Here is a 14,219-nt window from a genome sequence, read left to right as displayed (position 1 = left end):
TCAACTAGTCCTGTTCGTCAGGCTCGTCGGCATTGCGAGCAATCGCCACGATAGTCACGCCGTCCGGGAGGTCCATCAGCTTGACCCCCATTGTGTTCCGGTCACGCGTACGGCGTACAGGCTTCACCGGAGTCCGGATGACACCACCGTTGCTGGTGATCGCGAACAGCTCGTCGTCCGGATCGATCACCACCGCACCGACCAGACCACCGCGCCGTTCGGTGATCTTCGCAGTCAGCACGCCCTTACCTCCCCGGCCCTGCACCGGGTATTCCTCGATCGGGGTACGTTTCGCGTATCCCCCGTTCGTGGCCACCAGGACGTCCAGACCCTCCCGAACGACCTCCATGGCGAGCAGGACGTCGTCGTCCGTGAAGCGCATGCCGATCACACCCGAGGTGGCCCGTCCCATCGGCCGCAGCGCCTCGTCCGAGGCGTTGAACCGGATCGCCTGCGCCTTCTTGGAGACCAGCAGCAGGTCATTCTCCGGCGCCACCAGAGCAGCACCGACCAGCTCGTCCTCATCGCGCAGGTTGATCGCGATGATGCCGCCGGAACGGTTGGAGTCGAACTCCTCGAGCCGCGTCTTCTTCACCAGGCCGTTCTTCGTGGCCAGTACCAGATAGGGGGCTACCTGGTAGTCCGGGATTTCGATGATCTGCGCGATCTGCTCATCCGGTTGGAAGGCGAGCAGATTGGCCACGTGTTGGCCCTTGGCTACCCTACTGGCTTCCGGCAACTCGTACGCCTTGGCCCGGTACACCCGGCCCTTGTTCGTGAAGAACAGGATCCAGTCGTGGGTCGAGCACACGAAGAAGTGGCTGACGATGTCGTCCTGCCGCAGCGTGGCGCCACTGACGCCCTTACCGCCCCGCCGCTGCGAGCGGTACAGGTCGACCTTGGTCCGCTTGGCGTACCCCGTCCGGGTGATCGTGACGACCACGTCCTCCCGGGCGATGAGGTCCTCCATCGAGACCTCGCCGTCGAACGGGACGATCTGCGTGCGCCGATCGTCACCCCACTTCGCGATGATCTCGCCCAGCTCCTCCGAGACGATCTTCCGCTGCCGCTCGGGCTTGGCGAGGATGTCCTTGAGGTCGGCGATCTCGATCTCGAGCTTGGCCAGGTCGTCGATGATCCGCTGCCGCTCCAGGGCGGCGAGCCGGCGCAGCTGCATGTCCAGGATCGCGGTCGCCTGGATCTCGTCGATCTCCAGCAGCCGGATCAGGCCCTGCCGGGCGTCGTCCACCGTCGGAGAGCGCCGGATCAGGGCGATCACCTCGTCCAGCGCGTCCAGCGCCTTGCCGAGGCCCCGCAGGATGTGTGCCCGCTCCTCGGCCTTGCGCAGCCGGTACGCGGTCCGCCGGCGGATCACGTCGATCTGGTGCTCGACGTAGTACCGGATGAACTGCGCCAGGTTGAGCGTGCGCGGCACCCCGTCGACGAGCGCCAGCATGTTGGCGCCGAACGTCTCCTGAAGCTGCGTGTGCTTGTAGAGGTTGTTCAGCACCACCTTGGCGACCGCGTCGCGCTTGAGCACCAGCACGAGGCGCATACCGGTACGACCGGAGGACTCGTCGCGGATGTCGGCGATCCCGGCGAGCTTGCCCTCCTTGATCAGCTCGGCGATCCGCTCGGCGAGGTTGTCCGGGTTGACCTGGTAGGGCAGCTCGCTGACGACCAGGCAGGGACGACCCCGCTTGTCCTCCTCGACCTCCACCACGGCGCGCATCCGGATCGAACCGCGACCCGTGCGGTACGCGTCCTGGATCGCGCTCGTGCCGACGATCAGGCCGTACGTCGGGAAGTCCGGACCCTTGACGATGCCGAGCAGGGCTTCGAGGGTGGTCGCCTCGTCCTCCTCCGGGTGCTCCAGGCACCACTGCACGGCTGCGCCGATCTCCCGCAGGTTGTGCGGCGGGATCTTGGTGGCCATGCCGACCGCGATGCCCTCGGACCCGTTGACCAGCAGGTTCGGAATCCGCGACGGCAGGATCGTGGGCTCCTTGGCCCGGCCGTCGTAGTTGTCCTGCATATCGACGGTGTCCTCGTCGATATCCCGCATCATCTCCATGGCCAGCGGGTCGAGCTTGCACTCGGTGTTGTGGCTGACGAACCCGTCCGACACAAACGAGTGGTCGTCGGTGTCCACCCGGACGCTGTAGACCGGCTGGACGCCGGCGTCCGTGATCTGCGTCACCTCGGCGTAGTAGAAACGCCCGTCAACCAACGGCTCGACCACGTCGAGCACCTCGGAGTTGGTGATGCGGGCTGCGATCTCGGCCCGGTCCCGCTCCCACCGCTCGATGCGGTCCACGTTGTGCCGGCGCAGCCAGTCCTGCTCGGTCCAGCGCGTCGCGCCGTGCTCGCGGATGAAGTCGCCGACCAACGGCACGTGGTCGCTGGAGAGCGCGGTGCTGCTCGCCGGCACCTGCGCCAGCTCGGCCTCCAGCTTGGCCTGCTTACGGCCGAGGAAACCGACGTGCGCGGCGAAGATCCGGGCGTCCCGGCGGTTGGTCACCACGACCTTGGTCTCGCCCTTGTCGTAGCGGGTCTGCCGGCTGATCACACCGAACTCCAGCAGCAACTGCTGGACCTCGGCCGCCAGGCGCTCGCTGCGCGTCGAGTAGGAGATCTGGATGGTGTTGCGCGGCAGCAGCGACGACGAGCCGTCGCCCTCGAACAGCGCTTGGAGGAACGCCCGCTTGACCGCGGCCGGCCCCTGCCAGACGAACTCGGGAACGAACTTCGCGGCGCTCCGAGCGCCCACCAGCTCGGCGAGGAAGCTCGCGCGCAGCGCGCTGAGATCCTGCACGTCGAGTTCGTGCAGGGTGCTGCCAGAGGCGATGACCCGCTCGCTCACGTAGCGGGGCCCGCCGACGGCAAGGTCGTAGGCAGCGAGGACGCGGACGAAGAACTCCCGGTCCACGTTGTTGAAACCGGCCCGGTTCGGCGAGACCCACCCCTCGCTGACGAAAGCGCCGGCGAGGACGGCTGCCTCGATGTGCTCCAGCATCGGGTAGCCGAACTCGTCCGGCACGCTGCGCTGCAGGACCACCCGGTCGCCGGGGGCGATCTCGGCGAGCAGCTTCCACAGCAGGGTCGGCACGCCGGCCACGTCCACCAGGCAGAGCACCGGGTGGTTGTGGGTGCCGGTCAGCTCGTACCCCTCGCGGGTGCGCAGCCGCAGCGTCGGGTGCTCGCCGGAGTGGAAGAACTTGCTGGCGCGGACCAGGTCGCCGTTGCGGTCGCGGACCTTGAGGTCGATGTCGGTCTCGCTGGACGGCGCGGCGTCCGCCACCACGTCCGCGATCCGCACGCTGCCCTCAGCGGTACGAATGCGGACATCTCCGGATACGCAGTAGCGCATCGCGGCAGCCGGATCGTTTCCCGGCGAGCCGAAGTTGCCGTTGCCGTCGACCAGCGGGTAGCGCAGCGACCAGGGCTGCGCCATCCGGACCAGCGCGTCGTAGATCGGCGAGTCGCCGTGCGGGTGGAACTGACCCATCACGTCGCCGACGACACGCGAGCACTTCACGTAGCCGCGGTCCGGCCGGTAGCCGGAGTCGAACATGGCGTAGAGGATCTTGCGGTGGACCGGCTTGAGCCCGTCCCGGACGTCCGGCAGCGCGCGACCGACGATGACGCTCATCGCGTAGTCGAGGTAGGAGCGCTGCATCTCCACCTCGAGCCCGACCGGTTCGATCCGGTCGTGCGCGACCACCGCGGCGATGGCCTCGGCAGGTACCTCAGGCTCGTTCGGTGTGGACTCGGGGGAATCGGTCACTGTATACCCTTATCAGACTCAGAGTCGTTTTCGTGCTGTGGATAACGGCTGTGGATAGCCGCCAAGCTGTGGATAACTCTGTGGACCGGCGGGCCGGCCGGGGCAGAACCCGGGCTGGCCCGCCGACGTCCGTCAGATGTCCAGGAACCGCACATCCTTGGCGTTGCGCTGGATGAACGACCGCCGGGCTTCGACGTCCTCACCCATCAGGACGCTGAACAACTCGTCTGCGGTTGCAGCGTCGTCGAGCGTGACCTGACGCAGGGTGCGGGTGGCCGGGTTCATCGTGGTCTCCCACAGCTCGGGATAGTTCATCTCGCCGAGGCCCTTGAACCGCTGGATGTCGTCCGGCTTGGCGTTCGCCTTCTTCTGCTGGCGCAGTGCCACCAGCCCGTCGCGTTCCCGGTCCGAGTACGCGTACTGGGCGTCGTCGCCCTTCTTGTTCCACTTGATCTTGTAGAGCGGCGGAGCAGCCAGGTAGACGTGCCCCAGCTCGACCAGCGGACGCATGAAGCGGAACAGCAGGGTGAGCAGCAGCGTCTGGATGTGCTGGCCGTCGACGTCGGCATCGGCCATCAAGACGATCTTGTGGTAGCGCAGCTTCTCGATGTCGAAGTCGTCGTGGATGCCGGTGCCGAGCGCGGTGATCAGCGCCTGCACCTCGTTGTTCTTCAGAACCCGGTCGATCCGGGCCTTCTCCACGTTGAGGATCTTGCCTCGGATGGGCAGGATCGCCTGGACGCGCGGGTCACGACCCTGCTTGGCCGAGCCGCCCGCCGAGTCACCCTCGACGATGAAGACCTCGGACTCGCGCGGGTCGGTCGACTGGCAGTCGGCGAGCTTGCCGGGCATCGAGCCGGACTCCAGCAGCGACTTGCGCCGGGCCAGCTTGCGGGCCTGCTGCGCGGCGATGCGGGCACGCGCCGCCTGGGACGCCTTCTGGATGATCATCTTGGCCTCGGCCGGGTTGCGGTCGAACCAGTCGACCAGCCGGTCGTTGCAGACCCGCTGCACGAAGCTCTTGACCGGGGTGTTGCCGAGCTTCGTCTTGGTCTGGCCCTCGAACTGCGGGTTGGTGAGCTTGACCGAGATGATCGCCGCGAGCCCTTCGCGGATGTCCTCACCGGAGAGCTTCTCGTCGCTCTTGAGCAGCTTCTTGTCAGCGCCGTAGCGGTTGACGACGCTCGTCAGCGCGGAGCGGAAGCCCTCCTCGTGGGTGCCGCCCTCGTGCGTGTTGATGTTGTTGGCGAAGGTGTAGACCGACTCGCCGTACGACTCGTTCCACTGCATGGCGATCTCGAGGGACATGCCCTCCTCCTCGGCGCCGAACTCCACCACCGTCTTGTGGATGGGGTTCTTCGAGGCGTTGAGGTGCCGGACGAAGTCGGCGATGCCGCCGTCGTACCGGAAGGTGACCTCGCGGGGCTTGCCGTCCTCGCCCTCGGCGACCCGCTCGTCGAGCAGGTGGATGGTGAGGCCACGGGTGAGGAAGGCCATCTCCTGCAGCCGCCGGTAGATGGTCTGGAAGTCGAAGTCGACGGTCTCGAAGACGTCCGAGTCCGGCCAGAAGGAGACCGCCGAGCCGGTGCGGTCGGTGCTCTCGCCCTTCTCCAACGGAGTGGGCTTGGAGTTGTGGTACTGCTGCCGCCACACGAAGCCGGACTTGTGGATCTCCACGGCCATCTTGGTGGAGAGCGCGTTCACCACGGAGACGCCGACGCCGTGCAGACCACCGGAGACGGCGTACGCCTTGCCGTCGAACTTGCCGCCCGCGTGCAGCACGGTCAACGCGACCTCGACACCCGGCTTCTTGAGCTTGGGGTGCAGGTCCACGGGGAACCCTCGGCCGTTGTCGGTGACCTGGACGCCGCCGTCGGCGAGCAGCACCACGTCGATGGTGTCGCAGTACCCGGCGAGCGCCTCGTCCACCGCGTTGTCGACAACCTCCCAGACGAGGTGGTGCAGACCGCGTTCGCCGGTGGACCCGATGTACATACCGGGCCGCTTGCGGACCGCCTCCAGACCTTCGAGAACGGTGATCGACTCTGCGCCGTACTCCTGCTTGTCCTGCGCTGCCACCCTCGGCCACTTTCTCGCGTCGTCGGCGCCGGTGGGGCGCGTCGGGCGCGGGTTCGGCGGGACAGGACGCGACGTCGGCGCGCGGACCGGTGCCGGAGACCTCCGGACGACGGGTCGAACGCGCCGGTCGCCGCGGTCGCCCGCGGATCGCGATCGGCTCGACCCGGAGTGGATAATGACCTGGGGCCACCGGCCCCATTCCCTCGCCCGCACCGGGTCTTCGTCTCGCTGTCAATCCTACTGTGCGCGGGGGACAGAACCGCCACTCGGCACCCTCAACGAGGCGGCTGAGATGTCCATAGCCGGCAGAACCCCGTTACCCTCGACTCCCCCCACACGCCAGGCTCTGTTCGGACGCGCCGCCCTCGAACGGGTTGACCCGCGCCCGGGCGGGTCGGGGGTCGCGGTCGGATCGTCCGTGCCGTACGTTTGCGGCGCCCCGGGTAGCGGCCTTGATCTTTACCGGCCGTAACCGGGACGATCGACCCGATCGACCCGACACGTGCTCTCTAAGAGGTGACAGATGGGGCTGGACAACGTCGCGGTGCACTGGCCGCGGACCGGCCGCTTCTACGATCCGGTGGCGCCGGCCGAGTTCGTCGACTTCGGCGAGATCGTCGACATCCCCCGGATCTCCGCGCCGACGGCGGCGCTGGCCGAGCTGATCGCGAAGACCGGCACCGTCCGGGCAACCGCGTACACCGAGCTGGTGGATCTCCTGCTCGGCCTCGAAGGTGTGTTGTACGCCACAGACGCCGCGGCCGAGGACGAGGATCCGGTCATCGACCCGGACGGCTGCGCCTGGATCGCCGGCGGCATCGAACGGTTCGTGGCCGGCCACCGGGAGTACGGCGAGGCGGTCACCTTCGACTCGGTGAGTACGGTGCTGCGGGCACTGCTCGGCGACGGGCGGCTGGCGGAGCAGCAGTTGCGCTGGCTGGACACCCGTCTCGACGCGTTGCGCGACGAGAGCGGTGATCCGCCGCAGTGGAACTTCACCTGTGCGGAGCTGGGCGTCCTTGCGGCGTTCTACCGGCGCTGCGCCGAGCGCGGTTTCGCCGTCTACGCGGACGCCTGAACCTCCGGGCCGGCGGGCCGGTTGGCGGCGGCGATCACCTGGGTGAGCGCCGCGTGCAGGTGTTGCAGGTCCTCAACGGGCAGTCCGAGGCGCTCGACGATCGCGGCCGGGATCCGCTCGGCCTGGGCGCGCAGGGCCACGCCGCTGGCGGTGAGGGTGACGGCGAGGCTGCGCTCGTCGGCGGCGTCCCGTTCCCGGCGCAGGTAGCCGGCCGCTTCGAGCCGCTTGAGCAGGGGTGACAGGGTGCCCGGGTCGAGCTGCAACAGGCGGCTGAGGTCGCGGCCGGACAACGGCGCGTGCTGCCAGAGCGCCAGCATCACCAGGTACTGCGGGTGGGTCAGGCCCATCGGCTCCAGGAGGGGCCGGTAGACGGCCACCACGCTGCGCGCCGCGACCGACAGGGCGAAGCAGACCTGTTGCTCCAGCGCCAGCGGATCGGTGGCCTGCGGCTGGTCGCTCATCGGTTGATCTCCTCGCGCACGGCAACTATCGTACAGATGGTTGGTGCACCAACCATTGGTGTGGCAACTCTGGGTCACAGCATGCGGAGGGACGGCAGATGAGCGAGGACGGCGCGAGCACCAGGGCACCGGGCGAGGGCGGTCGACTGCTGAGCTGGGCCTTCCGGCACTTCGCGGGGCCGGCCGACGGTGTGCAGGGCGCGGTACAGGGCGGTTCGACGGCCGCCCGCGAGGCGTGGAAGCGTGACCTGGCCGAGCGCAAGCGCTACACGCAGGAACAGCGCGAGCGCAAGCGTGCGGCCCGGGAGGCCGGCCGGCGACGCTGAGCGGGCCGGCTCAGCCGTACGTGTCGCGCGGTCCCCGCCCGCGTACCCGGCGTGGGCCCTTCTGCCAGGACGGCGCGGCCGGGCCGTGGATGTGCAGCTTGCGCACCACGTTGTGGCCGACCTCCTGGGCGATCTGCTTGAGCAACGAGCCGGCCAGCAGACGTAACTGGGTGGCCCAGGCCGTCGAGCGCGCCTCCACGGTCAACTCGCCGTTCTCCAGCTTGACGGGCCGGCTGTGCTGGGCGACCTCCGCGCCGACCACCCGCTCCCACGCGCCGAACACCGTGGCCTCGGCCGCGGGCTGCTGCCAGCCCCGCGCCTTAACCAGCCGGTTCAGCACCGCGCCCAGAGGCTGCGGGTCGCGCGGGTCGGGCCCGGGGCCGGAGTAGCCACGCAGCCGCCGTCCCGAGCCGCCGTCGTTGCCACCGCCACCGCCCGAGGTGCGCCGGGTGCGCGCTGCCGCCTGCCGGCGGGACAGCGCGGCGTCGAGCACCGCCCGCGCCAGCTCCGGGCCGCTGGGCCCCTCCGGCTGCCCGTCGGTCGCCCCAGCTTGTGGGGTACGCCCACGCACGGCGTCCCCGGCCTGTCGGCCGCTGCCGGTGGACGCGGCGCGCTCCGGCCGGGCCTCTGGCTCATCCGACACGGCTTACCGTCCCCTCGCCGACCTGGTAGCGGGTGCCCCGCAACGCGGCCGGCACGTCGTCGTCCACGGCACAGGTGACCAGCAGTTGGCTCGCCCCGCCCACCAGCTCCGCCAGCCGCTCCCGACGGCCGGCGTCCAACTCGGCGAAGACGTCGTCGAGCACCAGGACCGGTTCGATGCCGTCGGCGCGCAGCAGGTCGTAGCCGGCGAGTCGCAGCGCGAGCGCGAACGACCAGGATTCGCCGTGGCTCGCGTACCCCTTGGCGGGCAGCGGGCCGAGTGACAGGGCCAGCTCGTCACGGTGTGGCCCGACGAGCGTGGTGCCCCGTTCGATCTCGGCGGCCCGCGAGGCGGCGAGCGCGGTGGTCAGCGCCTCGGCCAGCGTGGCCCGGTCGGTGGTCGGCTCGGTCAGTTCCACCGACGGCCGGTAGGCGATGCCGGCCGCGCCCCGGCCGGCGGCCACCGCGTCGTACGCCTTGGCGACGTGCGGCGTGAGCGCGGCGACCAGTTCCAGCCGGCCGGCGAGCAGTTCCGCACCGTGCTGGGCCAGGTGGGTGTCCCACACGGCGAGGGTGCCGAGGTCGCCGCCCCGGGAGCCGCCGGTCTTGCGGGCGAGGTACGCGGTGCGCAGCAGGGCGTTGCGCTGCTTGACCACCCGGTCGTAGTCGGCGCGTACGCCCGCGTAACGGGGTTGCCGGTTGACCAGCAGATCGTCGAGGTAGCGGCGACGCTCGGACGGATCGCCCCGGACCAGCTCCAGGTCCTCCGGGGCGAACAGCACCAGCCGCAGCGCCCCGAGCACGTCGCGCGCCCGCCGCGCGGGAGATCTGCCGAGTCGGGCGCGGTTGGCCCGCCCCGGCACGATCTCCAGCTCGACGAGGAGTTCCCGCCCGTCGTGTACGACCGCGCAGCGGATCACCGCCGAGGAGGCGCCCATCCGGACCAGCGGCGCGTCCGTGGCGACCCGGTGCGAGTCCAGGGTCGCCACGTAACCGAGCGCCTCGACGAGGTTGGTCTTGCCGACGCCGTTGGCGCCGATCAGGACGTTCGCCCCCGGCTGGAGGTCGACGGCGACCCGCTCGTACGAGCGGAAGTCGACCAGTTCCAGCCGGCGGACGTACACAGGTTGTGGATACCGCTCAGCGCTTGTGGACGGCGTGGCCACCGAACTGCTGGCGCAGCGCGGCGACGGCCTTCATGGCGGGCGAGTCGTCCTGTCGCGACTGGAACCGGGCGAACAGGGAGGCGGTGATGACGTTCAGCGGTACGGCGAGCCGGACCGCCTCGTCGACCGTCCAGCGCCCCTCGCCGGTGTCCTCGGTGTAGCCGCTCAGGTCGGCCAGCTCCGGGTCCTCGTCGAGAGCCCGGTCCAGAAGGTCGAGCAGCCAGGAGCGGACGACGGTGCCCTCGCGCCACGACTTGAACACGCCGGGCACGTTGGTCACCAGCTCGGACGCGGTCAGCAGCTCGTAGCCCTCGGCGTAGGCGTGCATCAGGCCGTACTCGATGCCGTTGTGCACCATCTTCGAGTAGTGCCCCGCGCCCACCGGGCCGGCGTGCACGAAGCCGAACTCGCCCTCCGGCTTGAGCGCTTCGAAAATCGGCATGAGCCGGTCGACGTGCTCCTGGGCGCCGCCGACCATCAGCCCGTAGCCGTTCTGTCGGCCCCAGACGCCGCCGGAGACGCCGACGTCCACGTAACCGATACCGCGCTTGTTCAGCCGCTCGGCGCGGGGAGCGTCGTCGCTGAAGCGGGAGTTCCCGCCGTCGATGATGATGTCGCCGTCCCCGAGCACCTCGGCGAGGTCGTCGATCGTGGCATCGGTGACGCCGGCGGGCACCATGACCCAGACGGCACGCGGCGATTCGAGCTTCTGGGCCAGCTCGGCGAGGTTAGCCGCGTCGCTCAGCTGCGGGTTGTGATCGAATCCGACCACTTCGTGGCCGGCAGCCCGCAACCGCTCGCGCATGTTGCCGCCCATCCGGCCGAGTCCTACCAGGCCGAGCTGCATTTGTTCCTACCTCCGTGGATCTGGTGTTGCTGGGCCGATCAGCGAGAGACGCGGATCGGCATGATGAGGTACCGATACCCCGGAATGACCTCACCATCCTCGCCAGCGGGTGAGATCACCGCCGGCTTGAAAGCGTCGACGAACGAGAGTTGGGCGGTCTGCGCGCCCAGGTTTGCCAGACCGTCGATGAGGTACTGAGGGTTGAAGCCGATGGTGAGCGGGTCACCGGTGAAGGTGGCCTCCATCGCCTCGCTCGCCCGTGCCTCCTCGGAGCCGCCGGCCTCGACCACCAGGCCGTCGGCGCTGAAGCTGAGCAGCACCGGCGTGGTGCGCTCGGCCACCAGGGCGACCCGCTTGACCACCTCGATCAGCGTGCTTACCGGCACCCGCGCCTCGGCGTTGTGGGTGGCCGGGAAGAGCGAGCGCACCGGCGGGTAGTTGGCGCCGTCGAGCAACCGGCTCGTGGTGCGACGGGTTCCACCGGCGAGGCCGACCATGCCCTCGCCCGCCGCGCCCTGGGCGAGGGCGAGGGTGACCTCGCCGCCCAGCGGACCGAGCGCCTTGGCGGTGTCGTTCAGGGTGCGGGCCGGGACCAGGGCGTTGATGCTGACCTCGGGGTCGTCGGGTCGCCACTGGATCTCGCGCAGCGCCAGCCGGTACCGGTCGGTGGCGAGCATCGACAGCGTGCTGCCGGAGAGCTCGACGCGGACGCCGGTCATCATCGGCAGCGTCTCGTCACGGCCGGCGGCGATGGCCACCTGGGCGACCGCCGTGGCGAAGGCCGCGGCGTCGACGGTGCCGGCGCTCTGCGGCATCTCGGGCAGGGCGGGGTAGTCCTCCACCGGCATGGTGGGCAGGGTGAACCGCGCGCTGCCGCAGACCAGCTCGAGGTGGGCGCCGACCGCGGCGATGTCGACCGGCTTGGCCGGCAGCGCCTTGGTGATCTCGGCGAGCAGGCGGCCGGAGACCAGCGCGGCGCCGTCGGCGTCACCCTGCACCTCGACGGTCACCTGACTGGAGACCTCGTAGTCGAAACCGGAGACCCGCAGGTTGCCGTCGGTGACGCGGAGCATCACCCCGGCGAGCACCGGTACGGACGGCCGGTTGGGCAGGCTCTTCGCGGTCCACGCCACGGCCTCGGCGAGCGCGTCGCGCTCCACTCGGAACTTCATCAATGCCTCCGCGTCGACGTCAGCGACAACTCTCTCATGCCGACCGCTGCCTACCGTCCCGCCCGACCGTGCGGGTACCCATCGCACCTTAGGGCGCGGGGACATCGGCTGTGCGCCCGACCCCATGGATCGTGTCGATGCTGACCGGCCTGTCCGGCAGCGTTCGGCCCGATCCACAGAAAGCCCAACGGTGATGATTGGTTTTTGTTCTCTTAGAAGAGATAACCCATCGTCTTCATCGCACCTGTGCAAACTGTGGAGAACTCGGGTCTGCGCAGCTCAGACAGGTTATCCACCGGTGAGTTGGCTGTGGAGAACCGGGTGTGAAACCACGTCACTTGTCCACAACCCGGCGACGACGACGAGTTGTCCACCGTTGTCCACTGGTTGTCCACCGGTAATCCACCGACTTTCTCCCCAGGGTTGTGGACGACCGAGAAGATCACCATTGCCGTTGTCCCCAGAACCTTCAACAGGTCGTACACAGCCCGACGATCTTCGGTGGAAAACTTCGTCGTCGTCCCCAGGCGTCCACAGCGTCATGCACAGGGTTTCTCCACAGCCTGTGGGTAACTGACGCGGGACCGACCGTAGTTATCCACCGCCGGTGGACAACGAGTTGTGGACAACGAGTGAGCTTCGAGCCGGACACGGCACCGATCCTGTGGCCTACACCATGTCGAGGGTCAAGCCGAAGCCTGTGTTGCCGGCGGGTTCGGTGCATTCCGTGTCGAAGCGAGCACCGTCCGGAGTCAGGTCGCGGTGTCGTGGCGTCCACAAAGAACGCCCGGCCGGAGATCCGGCCGGGCGTGTCCCGGGAGTCGCGCGGTGTCGTACCCCTCAGGTGTTCTGTTTGATCCGGTTGGTCAGCTCGGCGATCTGGTTGTAGAGCGAGCGCCGCTCGGCCATCTGCTGCCGGATCTTGCGGTCCGCGTGCATGACGGTGGTGTGGTCCCGGCCACCGAAGGCCTGCCCGATCCTCGGCAACGACAACTCGGTCAGCTCCCGGCACAGGTACATGGCGACCTGGCGGGCGTTGACCAGGACGCGCGAGCGGGACTGGCCGCGCAGATCCTCCAGGCTGACCCCGAAGTAGTCGGCCGTGGACACCATGATCTGGTCCGCCGTGATCTCCGGACCGGCGCCGTCCGGGATGAAGTCCCGCAGCACCTCCTCGGCGAGCGACAACTCCACGGTCGAACGGGTCAGGCTGGCGAACGCGGTCACCCGGATCAGGGCGCCCTCCAGCTCGCGGATCGAGTTCGACACCCGGGAGGCGATGAACTCCAGCACGTCCGGCGGGGCGTAGAGGCGCTCCTGCGCCGCCTTCTTCTGCAGGATCGCGATCCGCGTCTCCAGGTCCGGCGGCTGGATGTCGGCCAGCAGACCCCACTCGAAGCGCGTCCGCAGCCGGTCCTCCAACGTCGCCAACTGCTTCGGCGACCGGTCGGACGTGATCACGATCTGCTTGTTGGCGTTGTGCAGGGTGTTGAAGGTGTGGAAGAACTCCTCCTGCGTACGCTCGCGGTTCTCCAGGAACTGGATGTCGTCGATCAGCAGGATGTCGACGTCGCGGTAGCGCCGCTGGAACGCGCTGGTCTTGTCGTCCCGGAGCGAGTTGATGAAGTCGTTGGTGAACTCCTCGGTCGAGACGTACCGCACCGACCGGGCGTTGCCGAGCGTCGTGGCGTAGTGCCCGATGGCGTGCAGCAGGTGCGTCTTGCCCAGCCCGGAGCTGCCGTAGATGAACAGCGGGTTGTACGCCTTCGCCGGCGACTCGGCCACCGCCACGCTCGCCGCGTGGGCGAACCGGTTGGACGAGCCGATGACGAACGTCTCGAACATGTACTTCGGGTTCAGCCGGTTGCCACCGGTGTCGGCGCCGGGCAGTCGGCGCTCGTCACGCCCGCCGGGGCGGTGCTCCATGCCGCTGCGACCCGGGCCGCTGTCCGTTCCGCTGTCGCGGGGCAGGGGACGGATCACGTGCTGGTCCCGGGGCGACGAGGCGTCCTCGCGGTAGCGGGGCTCGTAGGGCCGGGTGTCGGGGCCGGGCGGGTCGAGGCGGGCCGCCTGCTCGTCGTACCCGCGCCGCTCGGTCGGCGGTCGGGGCGACCGCATCGGCTCGACGAAGGCCGCGCTGAACAGAGCCTCCTGCCCGTCCCGGCTGGCCGGGATCAGCCCGGGCCGGTGCCCGTCCAGGGCCGGCGCGGGGGGTGGACCCGCCGGCGCCGGCGGTACGGCGGACTCAGACAGACGCGGCTGCTCGCCGAGGGCGTCGTCGGCCATGGCTCGTCCCGCGTACTCGTCCCCGAACGGGCCCGACTGAGGTTCGTCGACGTCGAGTGGCCCGGGCTCCGGGGTGCTGCGGTAGACGGTGCCGGCCGGGCGGCCGGTGGCGTCCTCCGCCACGCGTACGGTCACGGCAACCTGGATCGGCCGGCCGAGTCGGCGGGTCAGCGCCTCGGTGATCGCCGGGCGGAGCCGCGACTCGATCACGTCGCGGGTGAACGCGTCCGGTACCGAGAGCAGCGCGGTGTCCTCGACGATCGCCCGCAGCCGGGTCAACCGGAGGTAGGCGCGTTGCTGGGCGGAGATGATCTCGTCGGCGAGCTCGTCGGTCGCCGCCAACCACACCGCGGCAAGGTCGGTCGTACCGGCCAC

At 69.3% G+C, this 14,219-nt stretch carries 11 protein-coding genes; 2 read left to right on the top strand and 9 right to left on the bottom strand.

Going from position 1 to position 14,219, the window contains the following annotated elements:
• Positions 1–4: 4 nt before the first annotated feature.
• Together gyrA and gyrB are read right to left on the bottom strand one after the other, a co-directional pair.
• A complete protein-coding gene (gene gyrA / locus ACQPZK_RS00055; protein WP_433536323.1) occupies positions 5–3,787 on the bottom strand; it encodes an intein-containing DNA gyrase subunit A in 3,783 nt (1,260 codons plus the stop codon).
• 132 nt (positions 3,788–3,919) lie between these two features.
• The gene (gyrB, locus tag ACQPZK_RS00050) at positions 3,920–5,866 is read right to left on the bottom strand and encodes a DNA topoisomerase (ATP-hydrolyzing) subunit B (protein WP_433536322.1); all 1,947 of its coding nucleotides are present in this window, start codon (positions 5,864–5,866) and stop codon (positions 3,920–3,922) included.
• A 523-nt stretch (positions 5,867–6,389) separates the two neighbouring features.
• Here gyrB and ACQPZK_RS00045 point away from each other — a divergent pair.
• Positions 6,390–6,944: a hypothetical protein gene (locus ACQPZK_RS00045; protein ID WP_433536321.1), complete on the top strand. Its 555-nt coding sequence runs from the start codon at positions 6,390–6,392 to the stop codon at positions 6,942–6,944.
• On the opposite strand, the gene ACQPZK_RS00040 is transcribed toward ACQPZK_RS00045, so the two are convergent.
• Positions 6,929–7,405, bottom strand: a complete 477-nt coding sequence (locus ACQPZK_RS00040; protein ID WP_433536320.1) for a MarR family winged helix-turn-helix transcriptional regulator — start codon at positions 7,403–7,405, stop codon at positions 6,929–6,931. The genes ACQPZK_RS00045 and ACQPZK_RS00040 overlap by 16 nt on opposite strands.
• 98 nt (positions 7,406–7,503) lie before the next feature.
• On the opposite strand from ACQPZK_RS00040, the gene ACQPZK_RS00035 reads away from it, so the two are divergent.
• Positions 7,504–7,731, top strand: coding sequence for a hypothetical protein (locus tag ACQPZK_RS00035; RefSeq protein ID WP_433536319.1), 228 nt, complete (start codon positions 7,504–7,506; stop codon positions 7,729–7,731).
• A gap of 10 nt (positions 7,732–7,741) precedes the next feature.
• Here ACQPZK_RS00035 and ACQPZK_RS00030 read toward each other — a convergent pair whose 3' ends face one another.
• From ACQPZK_RS00030 to dnaA, 6 genes are all read right to left on the bottom strand, one after another.
• Positions 7,742–8,302, bottom strand: coding sequence for a DUF721 domain-containing protein (locus ACQPZK_RS00030; RefSeq protein WP_433539381.1), 561 nt, complete (start codon positions 8,300–8,302; stop codon positions 7,742–7,744).
• A 61-nt stretch (positions 8,303–8,363) separates the two neighbouring features.
• Complete coding sequence (gene recF, locus ACQPZK_RS00025) at positions 8,364–9,497, bottom strand: DNA replication/repair protein RecF (RefSeq protein WP_433536318.1); 1,134 nt, start codon at positions 9,495–9,497, stop codon at positions 8,364–8,366.
• Between the two features lie 16 nt (positions 9,498–9,513).
• Positions 9,514–10,386, bottom strand: a complete 873-nt coding sequence (gene gnd / locus ACQPZK_RS00020; RefSeq protein WP_433536317.1) for a phosphogluconate dehydrogenase (NAD(+)-dependent, decarboxylating) — start codon at positions 10,384–10,386, stop codon at positions 9,514–9,516.
• Between the two features lie 38 nt (positions 10,387–10,424).
• Positions 10,425–11,558 carry a DNA polymerase III subunit beta gene (gene dnaN / locus ACQPZK_RS00015; RefSeq protein WP_433536316.1) on the bottom strand — a complete coding sequence of 378 codons (1,134 nt, stop codon included), beginning with the start codon at positions 11,556–11,558 and terminating at the stop codon, positions 10,425–10,427.
• A gap of 212 nt (positions 11,559–11,770) precedes the next feature.
• Positions 11,771–12,043, bottom strand: a complete 273-nt coding sequence (locus ACQPZK_RS00010; RefSeq protein WP_433536315.1) for a hypothetical protein — start codon at positions 12,041–12,043, stop codon at positions 11,771–11,773.
• Positions 12,044–12,398: 355 nt separating this feature from the next.
• A complete protein-coding gene (gene dnaA, locus ACQPZK_RS00005) occupies positions 12,399–14,219 on the bottom strand; it encodes a chromosomal replication initiator protein DnaA (RefSeq protein WP_433536314.1) in 1,821 nt (606 codons plus the stop codon).

The sequence above is a fragment of the Micromonospora sp. CA-249363 genome, from assembly GCF_050950185.1.
In the GTDB taxonomy this organism is placed as follows: domain Bacteria; phylum Actinomycetota; class Actinomycetes; order Mycobacteriales; family Micromonosporaceae; genus Micromonospora.
This window is presented reverse-complemented; position numbering and strand designations above follow the sequence as displayed.

Coding starts and splice junctions, on each gene's coding strand:
- ACQPZK_RS00035 (WP_433536319.1), top strand. CDS start 7,504: ATGAGCGAGGACGGCGCGAGCACCAGGGCACCGGGCGAGGGCGGTCGA.
- dnaN (WP_433536316.1), bottom strand. CDS start 11,558: ATGAAGTTCCGAGTGGAGCGCGACGCGCTCGCCGAGGCCGTGGCGTGG.
- ACQPZK_RS00040 (WP_433536320.1), bottom strand. CDS start 7,405: ATGAGCGACCAGCCGCAGGCCACCGATCCGCTGGCGCTGGAGCAACAG.
- ACQPZK_RS00045 (WP_433536321.1), top strand. CDS start 6,390: ATGGGGCTGGACAACGTCGCGGTGCACTGGCCGCGGACCGGCCGCTTC.
- gnd (WP_433536317.1), bottom strand. CDS start 10,386: ATGCAGCTCGGCCTGGTAGGACTCGGCCGGATGGGCGGCAACATGCGC.